The sequence below is a fragment of the Acinetobacter sp. YH16051 genome (genome assembly GCF_013417135.1).
In the GTDB taxonomy this organism is placed as follows: Bacteria; Pseudomonadota; Gammaproteobacteria; order Pseudomonadales; family Moraxellaceae; genus Acinetobacter; species Acinetobacter towneri.
This window is the reverse complement of the sequence record NZ_VPEN01000008.1, coordinates 63329-81513: the sequence shown is the minus strand read 5'-3', so window position 1 is coordinate 81513 and position 18185 is coordinate 63329. Positions and strand designations below refer to the sequence as shown.

19 protein-coding genes are annotated in these 18185 nt (G+C 40.5%); 12 read left to right on the top strand and 7 right to left on the bottom strand.

Going from position 1 to position 18185, the window contains the following annotated elements; all coding sequences use genetic code 11:
- Positions 1 to 14 precede the first annotated feature (14 nt).
- Positions 15 to 2954, bottom strand: coding sequence for an insulinase family protein (locus FTV41_RS08680; protein WP_167846034.1), 2940 nt, complete (start codon positions 2952 to 2954; stop codon positions 15 to 17).
- Between the two features lie 149 nt (positions 2955 to 3103).
- Positions 3104 to 3553 (bottom strand): GNAT family N-acetyltransferase, encoded by a 450-nt coding sequence (locus tag FTV41_RS08675; RefSeq protein ID WP_004973417.1) that lies wholly within the window; start codon positions 3551 to 3553, stop codon positions 3104 to 3106.
- A 139-nt stretch (positions 3554 to 3692) separates the two neighbouring features.
- On the opposite strand from FTV41_RS08675, the gene FTV41_RS08670 reads away from it, so the two are divergent.
- The 8 genes from FTV41_RS08670 (at position 3693) to FTV41_RS08635 (ending at position 9686) form a co-directional block, all read left to right on the top strand.
- The gene (locus tag FTV41_RS08670) at positions 3693 to 4697 is read left to right on the top strand and encodes an adenosine kinase (RefSeq protein ID WP_004973415.1); all 1005 of its coding nucleotides are present in this window, start codon (positions 3693 to 3695) and stop codon (positions 4695 to 4697) included.
- Positions 4698 to 4711: 14 nt separating this feature from the next.
- Positions 4712 to 5023 carry a Rieske 2Fe-2S domain-containing protein gene (locus tag FTV41_RS08665; protein WP_179988655.1) on the top strand — a complete coding sequence of 104 codons (312 nt, stop codon included), beginning with the start codon at positions 4712 to 4714 and terminating at the stop codon, positions 5021 to 5023.
- Positions 5024 to 5176: 153 nt separating this feature from the next.
- Positions 5177 to 5785, top strand: coding sequence for an OB-fold-containig protein (locus FTV41_RS08660; protein WP_096900848.1), 609 nt, complete (start codon positions 5177 to 5179; stop codon positions 5783 to 5785).
- A 551-nt stretch (positions 5786 to 6336) separates the two neighbouring features.
- Complete coding sequence (gene cydP, locus FTV41_RS08655; RefSeq protein WP_070155611.1) at positions 6337 to 6528, top strand: cytochrome oxidase putative small subunit CydP; 192 nt, start codon at positions 6337 to 6339, stop codon at positions 6526 to 6528.
- The gene (locus FTV41_RS08650; protein WP_154320719.1) at positions 6528 to 8108 is read left to right on the top strand and encodes a cytochrome ubiquinol oxidase subunit I; all 1581 of its coding nucleotides are present in this window, start codon (positions 6528 to 6530) and stop codon (positions 8106 to 8108) included. Before cydP ends, FTV41_RS08650 begins: the two co-directional genes overlap by 1 nt.
- A 2-nt stretch (positions 8109 to 8110) precedes the next feature.
- Positions 8111 to 9256 carry a cytochrome d ubiquinol oxidase subunit II gene (gene cydB, locus FTV41_RS08645; RefSeq protein WP_004973405.1) on the top strand — a complete coding sequence of 382 codons (1146 nt, stop codon included), beginning with the start codon at positions 8111 to 8113 and terminating at the stop codon, positions 9254 to 9256.
- 24 nt (positions 9257 to 9280) lie between these two features.
- Entirely contained in the window at positions 9281 to 9382 is a 102-nt protein-coding gene (gene cydX, locus FTV41_RS08640; protein WP_004860610.1) for a cytochrome bd-I oxidase subunit CydX, read from the top strand.
- A 4-nt stretch (positions 9383 to 9386) separates the two neighbouring features.
- Complete coding sequence (locus FTV41_RS08635; protein ID WP_004973403.1) at positions 9387 to 9686, top strand: cyd operon YbgE family protein; 300 nt, start codon at positions 9387 to 9389, stop codon at positions 9684 to 9686.
- 252 nt (positions 9687 to 9938) lie between these two features.
- Here FTV41_RS08635 and aroC read toward each other — a convergent pair whose 3' ends face one another.
- The 3 genes from aroC to FTV41_RS08620 all read right to left on the bottom strand — a co-directional run bounded on the left by aroC (position 9939) and on the right by FTV41_RS08620 (position 12544).
- A complete protein-coding gene (gene aroC / locus FTV41_RS08630) occupies positions 9939 to 11033 on the bottom strand; it encodes a chorismate synthase (protein ID WP_004973401.1) in 1095 nt (364 codons plus the stop codon).
- A 13-nt stretch (positions 11034 to 11046) separates the two neighbouring features.
- Positions 11047 to 12057 (bottom strand): 50S ribosomal protein L3 N(5)-glutamine methyltransferase, encoded by a 1011-nt coding sequence (gene prmB / locus FTV41_RS08625; RefSeq protein WP_004973398.1) that lies wholly within the window; start codon positions 12055 to 12057, stop codon positions 11047 to 11049.
- A gap of 106 nt (positions 12058 to 12163) precedes the next feature.
- A complete protein-coding gene (locus FTV41_RS08620) occupies positions 12164 to 12544 on the bottom strand; it encodes a DUF1311 domain-containing protein (RefSeq protein WP_004973395.1) in 381 nt (126 codons plus the stop codon).
- A gap of 230 nt (positions 12545 to 12774) precedes the next feature.
- Here FTV41_RS08620 and FTV41_RS08615 point away from each other — a divergent pair, with 230 nt between their 5' ends.
- From FTV41_RS08615 to FTV41_RS08600, 4 genes are all read left to right on the top strand, one after another.
- Positions 12775 to 13080, top strand: coding sequence for a hypothetical protein (locus FTV41_RS08615; RefSeq protein WP_154320717.1), 306 nt, complete (start codon positions 12775 to 12777; stop codon positions 13078 to 13080).
- Positions 13081 to 13223: 143 nt separating this feature from the next.
- Positions 13224 to 14597 (top strand): AarF/ABC1/UbiB kinase family protein, encoded by a 1374-nt coding sequence (locus FTV41_RS08610; protein WP_004973390.1) that lies wholly within the window; start codon positions 13224 to 13226, stop codon positions 14595 to 14597.
- A gap of 269 nt (positions 14598 to 14866) precedes the next feature.
- Positions 14867 to 16177 carry an acyl-CoA dehydrogenase family protein gene (locus FTV41_RS08605; RefSeq protein ID WP_004973388.1) on the top strand — a complete coding sequence of 437 codons (1311 nt, stop codon included), beginning with the start codon at positions 14867 to 14869 and terminating at the stop codon, positions 16175 to 16177.
- 51 nt (positions 16178 to 16228) lie between these two features.
- Positions 16229 to 17428: an acyl-CoA dehydrogenase family protein gene (locus FTV41_RS08600; RefSeq protein WP_179996410.1), complete on the top strand. Its 1200-nt coding sequence runs from the start codon at positions 16229 to 16231 to the stop codon at positions 17426 to 17428.
- 89 nt (positions 17429 to 17517) lie between these two features.
- Here the strand turns inward: FTV41_RS08600 and FTV41_RS08595 are convergent, their stop codons facing one another.
- Complete coding sequence (locus tag FTV41_RS08595) at positions 17518 to 17853, bottom strand: type II toxin-antitoxin system PemK/MazF family toxin (RefSeq protein ID WP_096900853.1); 336 nt, start codon at positions 17851 to 17853, stop codon at positions 17518 to 17520.
- Positions 17853 to 18101 (bottom strand): AbrB/MazE/SpoVT family DNA-binding domain-containing protein, encoded by a 249-nt coding sequence (locus tag FTV41_RS08590; protein WP_004973383.1) that lies wholly within the window; start codon positions 18099 to 18101, stop codon positions 17853 to 17855. Before FTV41_RS08590 ends, FTV41_RS08595 begins: the two co-directional genes overlap by 1 nt.
- Positions 18102 to 18185 lie beyond the last annotated feature (84 nt).

Genomic DNA, 18185 nt, shown 5'->3' with positions numbered 1-18185 from the left:
TGTTATTTCACGTATCAGTTCACTTGTTTAATTTCAAAACCAAGTTCGAGCAATGCTTCACGTTTTGACACAGGTGCGACTACGGCTTTAGATGCTTGCTGCTGACGCAAATATTGCTCCGCAACACGTTTTAAATCGTCTAAAGTCACCGCCAATAAACGCTCACGTAATACTGTGCGGAATGAGGGTGTACGCGCGTGCAATAATGCATAACATGCAGTAATCGCTTCACCTGCAGGCGAACCTGGTTTATCCATACTAGCAATTAAACCTAAAATCGCTTCTTCTAGTTGATGCGGCAATTGCTCTGCATTAAATAACCAATCAATACTCGCTTCAAAGTCTGCGAAAGTTTCTGCCAAGCGTGGATCACGATAACTGTAAAAACGGAATGAACATGCATTGCCATCGTAGCTTGCACCGCCACCGTAAGCACCGCCTTTTTCACGGATTGCGCTGTGTAAGAAACCATTGCGCAAATATGCAGCCAATACCATCAAAGGTGCAGCATCAGGATGCGACACTTCCACCGCAGGATACGCTGCTGCACAGAATTGCACATTGGCTTGAATCAACCATGCTTGATCTTGCGCTGAATCATCTACAGGAACTTGAGTTAAAGCAGCAGGATTTTCTGCAACAGTAAGTTTATCCCAAACTTCTTGAACTTCTTCGACCAAACGGTCAGATTGATGTTCTTCACATACCAACAAAAATTGTTTAGGTGCTTGCAGTAATTTATGGTGAATCAATTGCAATTCAGCAATCAGTTTCTCGTACTCCGCTGTATCTTTTTCAATTTTAGCAACCAAGTCAGCCAACCAATTTAATGCGCCCAAACCTGTGTTGTTGTAATCACGCTGCGCCAAAGCACTGTGATGACGTCCTGCAATTTGCATGGCATAACTATGCCCCGAACCCGACAAACGCGACTGCCAACGGGTTTTACGTTGTTGTAATAGCTCGATAATACGGTCTTTTTCATCAAAACGTAATTGCTCAAATGCCAGTTTCAGCAAGCGGATGGCTTCAAGATTATTCACCAAAGACTTAGTGGTTAAAGTGAGCCATGCACTGATCTGATTTTTGTCATCGACTTTAGAGCGTAAAGATGCGCCCATGCCCAAACCACCGCTGACTGCGGTTTGTAGCTGTTGTAATTCTAAATAGTCGTATTCACCTGCACCCACTTCGCCCATCAAAATAGACAGCAAATTAAAATATGGCGATTGAACAATTTCATCAGGAATTTGAATCAATACTTGCTGATAGTAAATTCCATTGGTTCCTGCATGATATAAATTTAAAGGATAATCAATGCGGTTACTGATAATTTCACGCAACTCACCCTGCACAATATGCAAAGCTGCAGGCACATCTTCCAAACCAACTTTTGGCAATAAATTCAAATCATCTGGCGTATCTTGACGGACTTTTAAAGCTTCCGTTTGCGCGACGATTTCTGCTTTTTGCTCATCTGTGAGTTGTGCGCCTATCTCAGCCAGACGTGCTTTTTCAAGTGCAGCATCTTTGGCCGATTTTTCTGCATCTGGAACCAAAGTCATTTGAACACGGTGCGGGTTATCAATTAAATGCGTCTGAATTAGCCGTGATAACCACATTGGATCTTTAAGTTCTTCTTTGACTTGCTCAATCGCAGTATCTACATCCCACACCTGAATTGGGTCATTGTGGTGAATTGCACTGCTTAAACCATTTAAAATCAAGCTCAATCCGTATGGCATACCATCGCCATTAATTTCACGCTGATGCAATTCAATTTGATGCAAAATTGCATCGACCAATGCCGTATCCACAGGCTGTGCAGCCACGTCTTGTAAAACTTTTAAAACGCCCGCCTGAAATTCTGCTGCATGTTCAGGGTTAGAACCTTGCACACCACAGAAGAAGGTCATTTCAAAGTTGGAATCATCCACGCCCGTCAATGGCCCTGTAGATTGTGCATGCGCCCAAGTTTCCAAATAATGACGCAGTGGTGATGCAGAATTTTCAAGTAAAACACCTTCAACCAAACGCATACCTAAGCGTAATTTAATATCGCTTGCTTCAGGCAATAACCACGCCAAAACATGATAAGTTTTATCTTTCAGTTCTTCTGCATCGACTGCATAACTTTCAGTCACTGCCACTGGCGCAGCTAAACGACGCTCAGGCTTCGAATACAACGTTTCGCCCTGTTCAAATTTCGCCAAAGCCAACTGTTCAAACTGTTCTTGTAAATCGTATGCAGGCGTATTGCCAAAAGTCATAAATACCGCATTACTTGGGTGATAATGTGACTTATAAAAATCTACCAATTCTTGATAGGTTAAATCTGGAATATCTTTCGGGTCGCCACCTGAATTGTAGTGGTAAGTTGTTTCAGGGAATAAATGATAAGCCAATTGGTGATAAAGCTGATCGGATGGCGAACTCATCGCACCTTTCATTTCATTAAATACCACGCCTTTATAAACAGGCTCGCCATTTTCCAGCTCAATACGAATACCTTCCTGAGCAAAATCGAGAGGATTTAAATTGGCTGCAAAAGCCGCATCCATATACACCGCAAGCAGGTTTTGGAAATCTTTTTTGTTTTGTGTTGCAAATGGATAAGCTGTCCAATCTGCCGCGGTAAATGCGTTCATAAAAGTATTCAATGAACGACGAATCATTAAAAAGAACGGGTCACGGACAGGGAATTTTTCAGAACCACACAACGCAGTATGTTCTAAAATATGTGCCTCACCTTTGGAGTCCATCGGCTGAGTGCGAAATGCGACTAAAAATACATTTTCATCATGTTCTGTCGCTAAGTGATAATGCACCGCACCTGTAACTTTATGTTTATATTCAGACACTAAAATGTCTAAGGCTTCAACATGGTGTTGACGTACCAACTGAAACGCAGGATGTACAGTCTGGGAAATGGTTTCAGTGACATCTACAGTCATGTGATCTCCTAAAAATAAGCAAATAAAAAACTAAAGCCATTATAGCTTTAGTTCTTTAGATAATTCACGTTGAAAACCCGACTAAATTGATTGAAATTTGCAAAGTATCAACAAAATGCTGCGCTGCACTGGCTGTAGCATGAGCAAAACTAGATCAGGTATTTAAAATAACTATAGTTTGGATGATTTTCGACATACACATAATTCTGTTTTTGATAAAAATGCGCTGCCGATTTGGTATCAGTGTTTAAACACAACGCCGAAAAATTAGCACGTGCTTTTTTCTCTAAATGTTGCAAGAGCTGTTTACCTACGCCATGTTTACGATAATTTGGCAAAACATAAAAACGACGTACACGTCCAATACGACTTTCAATATCTTGCTCATTCCATTGCTGGTTTAAGCCACCACATGCAACCAATTGATCACCATCGTAAACAAACAATAAAAACTCACCAGGCTGATTAAAGCGGTTTTTACCACTTTCCCATTCTTCAATTAAACGATGGACAAAATCAAAGCCTTCTTGAGCAGCATGTTTGGCCAAAGTCTGAATTTGCGTTGGTAACTCTTGTGCTTCTTTAATTTCGATGTTCATCTAACCTTCCTGATAACTCTGCTAAACCCCTATTTTTCATCAATAACATTCATTCAGCTGAATTTTATTCATGAAACTACAGCAATCCTGAGCATTGGTGTAAACTTAGCGTTTTTAATTTTGACTGTGATTTAAAGACATGGCAACTGTTGACCTTTTTGCAATTGGTAATGCATTAATTGACCAAGAATTTCAAGTCTCGGATGACTTTCTCATTCAACATAGCTTGCAAAAAGGTACTATGCAATTAACCGATGGTGAAACACAAGCAAATTTATACAACAACTTAATTAAAACACAAAGACATAAAGGCCAAGCTTCGGGTGGTTCTGCCGCAAATACCACCGTTGCATTTAGTGCTTTAGGTGGTCAAGCCTTCTATGCCTGCCGTGTTGGTAACGATGAATTGGGTGATATTTACCTCAAAGGCTTAAATGAAGCAGGTATTCACACCACAACCAAATCGGTCAGTGAAGGCGTTACAGGGACTTGTATGGTACTTGTGAGTGATGACTCTGAACGTACCATGCACACTTACTTGGGCATTACCGCAGAACTTTCTGCTACACAAATTGATTTTGAGCCACTTAAAACAGCAAAATGGCTTTATATCGAAGGTTATTTATCTACTAGTGATACTGCACGTGCTGCGGTAAAACAAGCGCGTGAAATTGCCAAAGCCAATCAGGTTAAAATTGCACTGACTTTATCTGATCCTGCCATGGTGCAATATGCGCGTGAAGGTTTGGATGAGTTACTAGATGATGGTGTGGATTTGATCTTCTGTAACCAGCAAGAAGCCATGATGTACACAGGAACGGAAACGGCTGAAGCGGCATTAGAACAACTAAAACAAAAAAGCAAATACATTGTCATTACATTGAGCGCACAAGGTGCCCTAATTTATGATGGCAACAACGCTTTTTCTGTACCAGGTCGTCAAGTCACTGCTGTTGATGCCAACGGTGCGGGTGATGCCTTTGCAGGTTCATTCCTGTATGCACTCAATGCAGGCTTAGGTTTCCAAACTGCAGCTCAACTTGCCATTCTGATTTCAAGTGAAGTGGTTTCTCAATTCGGCCCTCGTCTTGCGGTAGAAGATTACGCTAAACTTTTGCATAGCATTCAAAAGGAATCTGCATAATGAATAAAATTTGTATGATGGAAGACATTCCTGAGCGTGAAGCACGTGCCTACGAAACGCCAAATGGTGACACAATTTTTATCACCCAACGTGATGGCATGTATTACGCTTACCAAAACGTCTGCCCACACCTACAAGTGGAATTAGAATTTTTAGAAAACCAGTTCTTAGACCGCGACCAAGAATATATCGAATGCTCAACGCATGGTGCATTGTTTATGGTTGAAACAGGTGAATGTATTTCTGGCCCTTGTTTAGGTCAATCACTTGAAAAAGTCGAGATCAGCGTTCATTCAGATGGTGGGATTTACTTGATCAACGACTAACTTTTTTGCAACTTTCAGAAAGAAGCGAAAAGTTCCAAATCTTAGCTCTATACAAAACTAGATCATTTATCTATGCTCTCTAAGCAGAGCTAGATCAATGATCTGTGTCTAAATAGCATCACCTATAAATATTTCAACACGTGAGTTTAGCGCATGCATGAGTTTTTATCTGATTTGAACTTAATGCCCTTTCACCTCAGCCTAGTTGTTTTATTGCTACTCAGCACTGTCGAAACGATTGGTTATTACTTTAATTTTCGTCCAAGTCAGTTGCTCAAACGTGCATTTTCACAACGAATTACAGAATCGCCACTTTTAGATGTTAAATTTTCTAAAGTACTGATTTTTGTTTTTTTACTGATGAATTTCAGTGTTGCAGGATATTTTTTACAGTTTTTGATTTACTCACAACAACAACATTTCGTTCCTGCTTATTACATTATTATTCCAGCGTTTATTATTGCCATCTTTTTTACAGTCTTCATGATTCACTGTTTAGACCAAGTGATTAAGCCCAAATATAGCGTGCGCCAAGTCGATTTACTCGGACGTTTAGCCACAATTTCCAGTGGTAATGCCCGTCCTGGTTTTTCTGCACAAGCACGTGTACGTGATGAGTTTGGGCAACTGCATTATGTGCAGGTTGAACCTGAATTTGGTGAGCTTGAATTTCAAGCTCAAATTATTATTGTGCGCAAAAAAAGATCTCACTATCTTGCCAAAAAAATTTCGGCATCAAATAACCTATTTAGCAATCAATAAGTTATTTTTTAAGATTTAAAACCAATCTTGCTGACCTAAGAAAGTTAAAATTTTTCACTCAAACTCAACACAATCTGTTTGTTTATAAACGATACATTTCATGTGATCTGAACAATATTTACACAAAATCATTATGAAAAAATGCTGTTTACCCTAGACTAAGCCAAAGACAAAGCACCACTACATTGTAGGGAAATAAAAAAATATGCGGAATCGTCATTAAACTTTAACAAAAGAATGAGAATAATTATTAGCTGATAATATCTCTAATTTATTGCTATTTTTAGATTGATTTTTATTCATAGCAATTTAGTCTGATTTGCTTTTTTAAAATATAAGTATTTTAGTCAGATTTGGAATTATTAATTACAAGTGTTTCTGTCAAGTTTAAAAAATATTACTTTCCTCCATTTACTCTGCAACACCCAAAAACAAACTATTGATTTATAATAAGTTAACAATATATTTGCATTTTAACTGTGCCAGCTATTTTTTTTTGTATGTTTTTGTTTAATAATATAAAACACAGTTTAAAAAATAGGCTTATAAAAGTGAGCTTAGTTCCTAAAGATTTAAATAGAAAAGTAGTTCGTGAACTCACGATCATTTTAATAATTAAGGTCGTGCTGTTAATGGTCATCAAAAATATTTGGTTTGATGCCCCAACTATTCCTCAAAATTTTGATTCACAAGTTGCTGAGCGTATTGCTGGCAGTCCTTCCTCAATCAAGGAGACACGTTGATGATTTCTGAAAGCGTGGTCGATCTCTCGCGGTTCCAATTCGCAATGACCGCGATGTATCACTTTATTTTTGTTCCACTGACTTTAGGTCTGGCTTTTATTCTTGCCATTATGGAAACCACGTATGTGATTTCTGGTAAAGAAATTTATAAAGACATGACCAAATTCTGGGGAAAACTCTTCGGTATTAACTTTGCCTTAGGGGTAACCACTGGTTTAACCATGGAGTTCCAGTTTGGTACAAACTGGGCGTATTACTCACACTACGTGGGTGATATCTTTGGTGCACCACTCGCAATTGAAGGTTTAATGGCCTTCTTCTTAGAATCGACCTTCATTGGTTTATTCTTCTTTGGATGGGATCGCCTCTCCAAAGTGCAGCACTTATGTGTAACGTGGCTGGTTGCGCTTGGTTCTAATATGTCCGCTCTCTGGATTTTAGTTGCCAACGGCTGGATGCAGAACCCAGTGGGTTCTACCTTTAACTACGAAACCATGCGTATGGAATTGGTTGACTTCGGGGCGTTAATTTTTAACCCTGTTGCGCAAGTTAAATTCGTACACACTGTTTCTGCAGGTTATGTAACGGGTGCTATTTTCGTTTTAGCGATTTCAAGTTATTACTTATTGAAAAAGCAAGACTTGCCATTTGCGCGTCGTTCATTCGCTATTGCAGCAATTTTCGGTTTAGCTTCTACTTTATCTGTAATTCTACTTGGTGATGAATCAGGTTATGAATTAGGTGATGTTCAAAAAACCAAACTCGCAGCAATTGAAGCAGAATGGGATACTCACCCTGCTCCTGCAGCGTTCACTTTATTTGGTATTCCAAACGAAGAAACGCAAACAACAGATTACGCAGTTAAAATTCCTTATGTCATGGGGATTATTGCAACCCGATCTATCACCGAAGAAGTGTCTGGTATTAAAGACCTGATCGCAAACCACGAAGTTCGTATTCGAAACGGTATGGTTGCTTATCAACAACTTGAGCAATTACGTGCGGGCGACCAATCTCCTGAACTTAAAGCTGCATTTGAGCAAACTCAAACCGATTTGGGTTATGGTTTATTGTTGAAAAAATACACGCCAAACGTAGTAGATGCGACTGACGAACAAATTAAAATGGCTGCTGCGGATACTATTCCACACGTACCAAGTTTGTTCTGGGCATTCCGTGCCATGGTAGCTTCTGGTTTCTTAATGCTGTTGTTATTCGCACTTGCAACTTTTGCAGTGGCTAAACGCAACGCAGAAAGCAAACCTTGGTTATTAAAATTTGCGTTATTCTCATTACCATTACCTTGGATTGCAGCGCAAACAGGTTGGTATGTAGCAGAAGTTGGTCGTCAACCATGGACAATTGGTGAAGTACTTCCAACACACTTGTCTGCATCTTCACTCAGCACTGGCGACGTATGGGGCTCAATCATTGCATTGGCAGCGTTCTATACCGTTTTGCTGATTATTGAAATGTACTTGATGATCAAATTCTCACGTCTAGGCCCAAGCTCGCTTCATACTGGTAAATACCACTTCGAGAAAATTGAAGCTGCGAAAAAAGCCAATGAGGAGGCTTAAGCATGATCGAATATGAATTACTCAAAATCATTTGGTGGGTGTTAGTGGGTGTATTACTCATTGGCTTTGCCCTCACCGATGGCTTCGACATGGGCTCAATGGCGATCATGCCATTTGTAGGTAAAAATGACGAAGAACGCCGTGCTGCAATCAACACGATTGCACCGCACTGGGATGGTAACCAGGTTTGGTTCATTACAGCGGGTGGCGCGTTATTTGCTGCTTGGCCAATGGTATATGCAACAGCATTCTCAGGCATGTATTGGGCACTACTCTTAGTTCTGTTTGCCCTATTCCTGCGCCCAGTTGGTTTTGACTACCGCTCAAAACTTGAAAACACCAAATGGCGTACATCTTGGGACTGGGGTTTGGCTGTAGGTGGTGCAGTTCCTGCATTAGTGTTCGGTGTTGCGTTTGGTAATATGTTCCTTGGCGTACCATTTACCCTAGACGAAACTGTACGTTCAACATATACAGGCAGCTTCTTTGCATTATTAAACCCATTCGCTTTAGTGTGTGGTTTAGTCAGCTTGTCTATGCTTTGCGCGCATGGTGGTGCATGGTTAATGCTGCGTACCGATGGTGACTTACGTGCACGCTCTGCAAAAGCAACGCAAATCATGGGCATTGTGTTCCTTGTGTGTTTCTTGGGTGCAGGCGCATGGCTATACTTCGGTGGTATCGAAGGTTATACCCTAGTCACTCCATACGACACGAACGGCGTAGCAAACCCATTGGCTAAAGAAGTTTTAACCAATGCAAACCCAGGTTGGATGAACAACTACTCAGCGTACCCTATTACCATGATTGCACCAATTATGGGCATCTTGGGCGGTATTTTGATTATTCTTGCAGCAGGTAAAAACAAAGCTGGTTTAAGTTTCACAGGTTCATCTTTAGCGGTGATCGGTGCGATTTTAACTGCAGGTTTTGCATTGTTCCCATTCTTAATGCCATCAAGCCTCAACCCAGTTGCAAGCTTGACCATGTGGGATGCGGTATCAAGTAAAAACACATTAACTGTAATGACTGTTGCAGCATGTATCTTCGTACCAATTATTTTGCTATACACCACTTGGTGTTACTACAAAATGTGGGGCGTTATCACCAACAAGCACATTAAAGAGAATTCACACAGCCTTTACTAAGGCTGTGTCTAAGGAGAATAAATTATGTGGTACTTTGCATGGATTCTCGGTATTCTGATGGCATGCTTTGCAGGTGTCTTGAGTGCCCTGTATATTGAATCTCATCAAGACCTTGACGAGGAATAATTAGATGACAGACACTGCAGTGAACGCTGAAACAACAGTTCAAAAACCGAACAAGATTGCGATGGTTATTTCATGTTTATTGGCATTCCCACTCGCAGCTGTACTGCTTCTTCATCCAGCAGCAATGCTGGATGCCAACGGTGAATATAGCCACCGTGCCATGATGTTTATTATGATTGGTATTTCAGGTGGCTTTGTACACGGTGTTGGTTTTATTCCACGCTTTTGGTTTTGGAAATGGTTATTTAGCCCATTTGTGGCTTGGCCATTGATGATTTGGGGTTATTACACTTGGTTTCTTTAATGAGGTGTAAATAAATTCCTTGAAAAGAGCGCAATATGCGCTCTTTTTTATTGGCTTAATATTTAGGAGCCGCAGATCATTCCTTGCATCTTCATTATAAAAAACAGCGTACAAAATTTTAAAACGCACAATCTAAAAGATGAACTAATCTCAAAATTCAGGTATTAAAAAGCCAAACGCTGTGGTTTGGCTTCTTTCTCAACAATATTTTTATAACTATCGATGACAATACGTCTTGCTTAAAGCATATTGTTATTTTGGCTCAATGGGTGCAAACGGTGCAACCACATCGGCATTTTGCGCACGATGACGCATGAAATGATCCATCAACACAATCGCAAGCATAGCTTCTGCAATTGGCGTTGCACGCACACCTACGCAAGGATCATGGCGTCCTTTGGTCAGTACATCCGTATCTTCACGGTTTAAATTAATGGTTTTACCAGGTGTAGTAATACTGGCTGTTGGTTTTAAAGCAATCGCAACACGAATATCTTGACCACTAGAAATACCGCCTAAAATACCGCCTGCATGGTTCGCCAAAAAGCCGTCAGTGGTCAGTTCATCACGGGTTTCATGCCCAAACTGCGCTGCCACTGCAAAACCATCTCCAATTTCAACGCCTTTCACAGCATTGATAGACATCATGGCATGGGCAATATCGGCATCTAAACGATCAAAAACAGGTTCCCCCCAACCCACAGGAACTTTTTCAGCCACAATTTCCAGTTTTGCACCACAGCTTGTACCCTGTTCACGCAAAGACGTTACCAAAGCTTCAAAACGTGGTACAGCATCGGCATCGCCACAGAAAAATGGATTGTTTGGTACTTCGTTCCAATCTAGCTTTTCAGCTTTTTCTGTACCAATTTGAGTGACGTGACCACGAATCACAATTCCAAATTTTTCGAACAGGTATTTTTTTGCAATTGCACCTGCTGCAACGCGCATTGCTGTTTCACGTGCGCTTGAACGTCCACCACCGCGATAATCGCGGAAACCATACTTTTGCGTATAGGTATAATCTGCATGCCCAGGGCGGAAAGTCTGTGCAATATTACCGTAGTCTTTCGATTTTTGGTCAGTATTACGAATCAGTAAACCAATTGAAGTTCCAGTGGTTTTACCTTCAAAGACACCTGAAATAATTTCAACTTCATCGGGTTCTTTACGCTGTGTCGCAAACTTAGACGTACCCGGTTTACGGCGATCCAAATCTTTTTGTAAATCTTCTGCAGACAGTTCAATCCCCGGTGGCACGCCATCGACAATCGCCATCAGACCTACGCCATGAGATTCACCACAAGTCGTTACACGGAAAAGTTGCCCTATACTATTACCTGCCACGTCCAACGACTCCTTATGCTTGAACAGATTGAATAAATAAATCGCGATATTGACGGCATTGTGCTGCAGTCAATGCAAAAATACCTGAACCACCTTTTTGGAATTTTAACCAGTGCAAATCAACCGTGTTGAAATTCTGTTTCATCGCCCATTCAGAATTACCTACTTCAATCACAATCAGACCATCTTCAGTTAAGTAATCTGCCGCCTGCGCCAACATTTTACGGACTAAATCTAAGCCGTCTTGCCCTGCTGCCAATGCCAATTCTGGCTCATGATGGAATTCTTCAGGTAAATCTGCCATATCTTCCGCATCAACATACGGCGGGTTAGATACGATTAAATCATACTGATTTTCGGCTGGGATTTTGGCGAATAAATCAGACTCAAGCAACGCCACTTGGTATTGTTTGTTGTGATGTTCACAGTTAATTTGTGCGACTTCCAAAGCATCTTTTGAAATGTCAGTTGCATCGACTTCAGCATCTGGAAAAGCATAAGCCAAAGCAATCGCAATACAACCTGAACCCGTGCACATATCCAAAATACGTTGTGGGGTTTTAGGCGCAGCATTGGCTGGTAAATTGTTATCTGCTTCGCGCATTTGACCTTCTTCATCTAGGCAATATGGCGCAAAACGATTTTCAATTAGCTCGGCAATAGGTGAACGTGGAATTAGAACACGCTCATCGACATAAAATGGTTTTCCGAAGAAATACGCCAAGTTTAATAAGTAAGAAGTTGGTACTTTTTCATTGATACGACGTTCGAGCAAGCTTAAAAATTCAGCTGCTTCGCTCGGCAATAATTTTGCATCTAAAATTTCAGCGTCTGCATTCCAGTCTAAAGACAAAGTTTGTAACACCAATGCAGAACTTTCTGCAAAATAATCTTCTGTACCTTGACCTAAATGTGCATCGTATTGACGTAGTGCTGTAACCCCAAAGCGAATAAAATCACGAATGGTTGATAGGTTTTCAGCAGCTTCCTGCAAATGTTCAGGGCTAATTGTCGGTCGATCCACTTAAGGCGCTCCAAGGTCAAATTTTAAAACGCCTTATGATACCTTGTTTTGCTCGGTTTTATAATGTTTAAGCAGTTTCCAAGTAATTTATTTACTATGGTTTTACTTATTTGATTCCCACAAACTGACCTTGATAATAATCAGCGCGCTCTGCTGTTTGCAGCAAAACACATTGTGCACGTTGTAATGCGGCAAAATCGCTTTGAGTCGATAAATAACAGCGTTGTTTTACACGGTTTTCCCAAAGTTGATGCTGTTGTTGAATATTACTGGCATTGCCTGCGCTGCGTTTTACATAGGCTTTATAGTGTTTTTTGAGTCGTTTGGTTTGTGCTTTTTGCTCAGTTTTAATACATTTTTGCGATTGGGAAATTTTGCCATAACTATTGTTCATACATTGCGTATAGCCTTGTGAAACGCCATTCGCCCAAACTTGAGCTGTACCCAAAGTCAGCATCCCCAATAGTGTAAATATCCAAACTTTCATATTTTCCCCTGAGCACAGTCTGTTTTTAAAGCGCGGTAAATTTTCAATATTTTATAATTTTACAAAACCCAAATTGCTGCATTGATGCTACAAGATTCAGGTTAAAAAGCATATAGTCAATCCCCTGCTTTTTATGATTCAGTCTATGATAAATGCACAACAATCATTGAAAAATGTGACAATATCCCAATAATTGAATTACTCATTTTATAGATGAAACTTTCAGCCTTATGAGCTACAAACACAATAATTTGATGGCCATGCGCCAAAGCTATTGGAACGACAACCACTCCGAAGCAGTCTTGATTGAAAAACAATTTTTTCAGCAAATTTTGATTGAAAACGGCATTTTTGAAAATTCGTCATTAGATGATGCCAAATATCTATTTTTTAGTTTGCCCAGCGTGATTATTGTTAAGGGATATGCGCATGGTTTTTTACACGATTCTGTAAAATTGATGATTCTCAAATTTATCCAAGACAACAAAGCGCAATTGATGAAAAAAGCCGAAACCAAAGTGCAATATCGGATGTAAAAGTACTTTTAAGCCGTTTTTCATACTTTTTTCACGAGGAAACTCGTCGTTCAGCAAGTTGAACTTTTTTAATACGTTAAGACGCGCTAATATCCGTTACAATCTAATTTTCCTGCGTATTGCTGATTTAAGGATTGATTTTAATGTCAGATCAGAACGATAAGCTTAAACAACTCAAGACTTCCTCTATGGATCGACGCTTATCCATCGCAAAGGCATCTTTACTTGCAGGAACACGATGGGCAGCCTCGAATGCCACCTCTATGTTTTCAAGCGAAGAAGAAAAAGAACGTAAACGAAAAAAAGCCATGAAAGAACAAGCCGATTACTTGGTGGCTGAAATTGGCAAACTCAAAGGCTCTATCGTGAAGATTGGGCAAATGATGGCGCTGTACGGCGAACATTTTTTACCTGAAGAAATTACGCAAGCACTCAACACGCTGAATAACCAGACTGTCGCATTGGCATGGCCTGCAATTAAACAGCAATTACAGGCACAGTTAGGTGCCAAACTTGATGATCTCACCATTGATCATGAGCCATTAGGTACAGCCTCTTTGGCTCAAGTTCACCGCGCGACCCGCAAGTCGGATGGTTTGGAGTTGGTATTAAAAATCCAATATCCAGGCGTAGCAGATGCGATTGACTCAGACATGAGCCTATTTAGAAATATGCTCAAATTGACACGCATGGTGCCGCAAACCCGTGAATTTGATCAGTGGTTTGATGAAGTGCGTGAAATGATGCATCGTGAAGTCAACTATCAAATTGAAGCGGAAACGACACGTCGTTTTGCTGCCCGTTTAAAAGATGATCCGCGCTACATTGTGCCGCAAATTGTGGATGAATACTGTAGCGACCAAGTGCTGTGTATGACCTTTGAACGTGGCGTACCGATTAACAGCCCTGTCATGCTCTCATTACCTCAAGAACGCCGTAACCAATTAGGCGAAGCCTCTTTAGAAATTGCTGTGCGTGAAGTATTTGAATGGGGCGAAATGCAGACTGACCCGAACTTTGGCAACTACTTAGTTCGCTTAGGTAATGGTGAAGATATTCACGATAAAATTGTACTGCTCGACTTTGGTGCTATTCGTCAATTTGATCAACACTTGCTGACTGTGGCGCGTAATTTGATCAAGGCGGGTTATTACCACGACCCACAAATGATGGTGAATGCCATGACGGGTTATGAGTTTTTTGACAGCATCCCTGAAAGCATTAAACCTGACATGGCAAAAGTGTTTCTATTGGCAACCGAAGCCTTTAGTCACTTAGATAATAACCGCGATTTACCTGCAGGCGTGATGGATGAACAATCGCGCTATGACTGGAAAAAAAGTCAGCTGCATAGCCGTGTCATGCAACAAGCATCTAAATCGATGGCTTCGCGTTACTTTAGTGTGCCGCCTAAAGAATTTATGTTTATTAGCCGTAAATTTATTGGTGCCTACACCTTTATGACCGTGATTGATGCGAAAACCAATGTCCGCAAAATGATTCAAAAGTTTATTTAAGTCCCAACTTTTATTTCTTTGATCAAAGCTGTTATATAGACCTAAATGATTGTTGCCCACTCGATGCAATTGTCATTTAGGTCAATTTATTTTAAAAGCGTAGATTTCTATAAAATTAATAATCTATAAAAATCCACATATTAGTCCAGTTATAAGAAAATTTTTACCGTTTATCTTTGACAATTCTGCATGTCAGCAATGACATAGTTTTTTTATAGTCTGCATGTCAGCATAAAAAACAAGCATTCTCTGTGTAGGACAACACAATCATGAGTCAAATGATAAACAAAGCCCAAGGATTCGGCTTAGCGCTACTCACTAAAATGGCATCGAGTGATCTGCTCGATCAATTCAAATTACGCAAATGGGTTGAACAATCTCTATATCACTCAGCCAAAGCAGGTTTTAAAACCTTTGAAACCACTCAAAAAAATTTTAAAAGCACACAAAAATTACCGCAACAACGACTGACACGTCAATCCAAAGATTTATTTGATTTGTCATTGAGTGAAGAACAGCAAATGCTGGTCGATGCCATGCAGCAATTTGCTACAGAAGTGATCTATCCATTGGCACATCAGGCAGATCATGATGCGAAATTCCCACAAGTATTATGGCAATACAGCACAGATTTAGGTTTGAACACCTATGCTCTGCCCGAAGCTTTAGGCGGTGTTGCCACTGAACAAAATATTGTCAGCCATATTTTAATTGCCGAACAATTGGCACGTGGCGACTTTGGCTTAACCGCAGGATTACTTTCCACATTTGGCGTAATGAATGCCATAACTCGCTGGGGTTCAGAACAGGTTCAAAATCAGTATTTATCTGCGTTTTCCGAAACAGACGCGAACCATCCAACGCCACTTCAAGCCACTTTTGCGATTCAGGAAAATACTGCTGCGTTTAATCCGTATCAGCTAAAAACCAAAGCGACTTTGCAAAATGGACAGTACCTAATTACAGGTGAAAAAACGCTGGTGATTTTGGCCGAAACAGCAGATTTATTTTTGGTTAGTGCAGAGCTAAATGGTCAAGCCGATGTGTTCATTGTGCAACGTGATGCTTCTATTCAATTTAAAGCAGCGCCTGCAATGGGCTTAAAAGCCTGCGAAACGGCGACTTTAAAGTTTAATCAAACCCCTGCGGAGCGTTTAGGCACAGATGATTTCGATTACAGCGCATTTTTAGATTTAGGCAATCTCATGTGGTGCGCCATGGCAGTTGGTTGCTGTGAAGCAGTGAAAAGTTATTGTATTCGCTATGCCAATGAGCGCACTGCATTTGGCGAACCAATTTCACATCGTCAAAGTGTGGCTTTTATGATTGCAGATATGGCCATTGAAATTGAAGCCATGCGCATGCTGTTGCTGAATGCAGCGAGTCTTGCCGAATCGGGTAAAAACTTTCATCGAGAAGCATATTTAGCACGTCTGCTCTGTGCAGAAAAATCTATGCAAATTGCCACCAATGGCGTGCAAATTTTAGGTGGTCATGGCTTTACCAAAGAACATCCTGTAGAGCGTTGGTATCGTGATTTACGTGCGACTGCAATTATGCATTCAGGCTTGCATGCTTAATCTCACACCATCAATAAACGATAGCCAGCTAGAAAAATAAGGAATACATCCATGAATTTACAAAATCCAAAAAAATTCAAAATGTTGGTCGATCAGGCACATGAAGTTGCTTTAAATGTATTACGTCCCATTTCAAGGAAATATGATAAAGCCGAACACGCCTACCCGAAAGAATTAGACATGCTTGCAGCCTTGGTTGATGGCATGAACCAAGCAGGCGATGGCATGAATGCAGGTGCAGCAGTCAACAAACGTGGTGACACATCTACAGGTAACAAAAATGGCGTAAATATGTCTACCGCACTGAGTATTGTCGAAATGTGTTATGGCGATACAGGTTTATTACTCAGTATGCCACGCCAAGGTTTAGGTAATTCTGCGATTGCTGCGGTGGCCAATGAAGAACAATTACAACGCTTTAATGGTGTTTGGGCACCCATGGCAATTACCGAACCCAACTGTGGTTCTGACTCTGCGGCTATTCGTACCACTGCCACCAAAGTAGACAATGAATATATTTTAAATGGTGAAAAGATTTTTGTGACCTCTGGTGACCGCGCCGATGCCGTTGTTGTGTGGGCAACCTTAGACAAAAAACTGGGACGTGCTGCGATCAAATCCTTTGTTGTGACTAAGGGCACACCTGGCATGACCGTGGAACGCTTAGAATATAAATTAGGGATTAAAGCCTCGGACACAGCAACAATTCGATTTGAAAATTGCCGTGTTCCTGCGAGCAACCTTTTAGGCAATACAGAAATTGATGTTGCCAAAGGGTTTGCAGGTGTGATGGAAACCTTTGATAACACTCGCCCTTTGGTGGCAGCTATGGCCGTTGGTTGTGCCAAAGCCGCTTTAGAGCGGATTAAGGAAATTTTTAAAGACCAATTAGATGCAAATTATGCCACGCCCTATTTACAGTGTTCACATATCGCAGCACAGACTTATCGGATGGAAGCAGAATGGGAAGCCGCACGTTTATTGATGCTCAAAGCAGCATGGATGGCAGACAATAAACAGCCTAACTCACGCGAAGCTTCTATTTCCAAAGCCAAAGCTGGTCGCGTGTGTAATGAAATCACGCTCAGGTGTGTCGAGTTAGCTGCATCGGTGGGTTATAACGAAGATGAGTTATTGGAAAAATGGGCACGTGATTCGAAAATTTTAGATATTTTTGAAGGTACGCAACAGATTCAGCTATTGATTATTGCCCGTCGTGAATTAGGTAAAAGTTCGAGTGAGCTCAAGTGATTTTATGATTTAAGGCATATAGTAAAGTAAGATAAAAGACAGATTTTCATAGAAATATTGCTATAAATTTCTGTCTTTTTCTATATAAATTAATCTTCAGGTGAAAAAATTGCGATATATCTTGCTAAAACCTCATCCAAAACATCTGCGTGCGAGGATTCTAAAAACCGCGCGTGTCTAGCTTCAAAATCTAAAGCTCTAGATTGATCACAACGCACAATACCTGTAGTTTTCCCACCAATAAGCTCTACAGCGAAACCCATATTTCGTGCAAAGTTTCCACCAGAAGTAATAGGCAAAACAATCGGCATTTTAGTAATAAGATTAAATGACTTAGGTGAAATAACAAATACAGGTCGCTTACCTTGTTGTTCATGTCCAAGTGTTGGATCTAATGAAATCAAATAAATATCGCCTTGATTCATTAGATTTCTTCTCGCCCAACTGCTTTTACATCATGCCACGCATCTTGCTCTAATGCTAAAGCTTGATGCTCTTGCAGCAAGTCAGCCAATTTATAAGATGGCTTCGCTTTAGGTTCGACCACTAACTTACCATTCACAATGCTCAGAGAAACTTCCTTTCCCGCATCTAAACCTAAACTTTTTAATAATGTAGGCGGTACGGCAAGCATGACCGAACCACCTACTTTTCTCAAGTTTGTATGAATCATACCCACCTCAATATTATATAAATATATAACTTTATTATGCGCCAAAATGAGATGAAGTCAATTCATAGTAAGATGAGTGAAAAT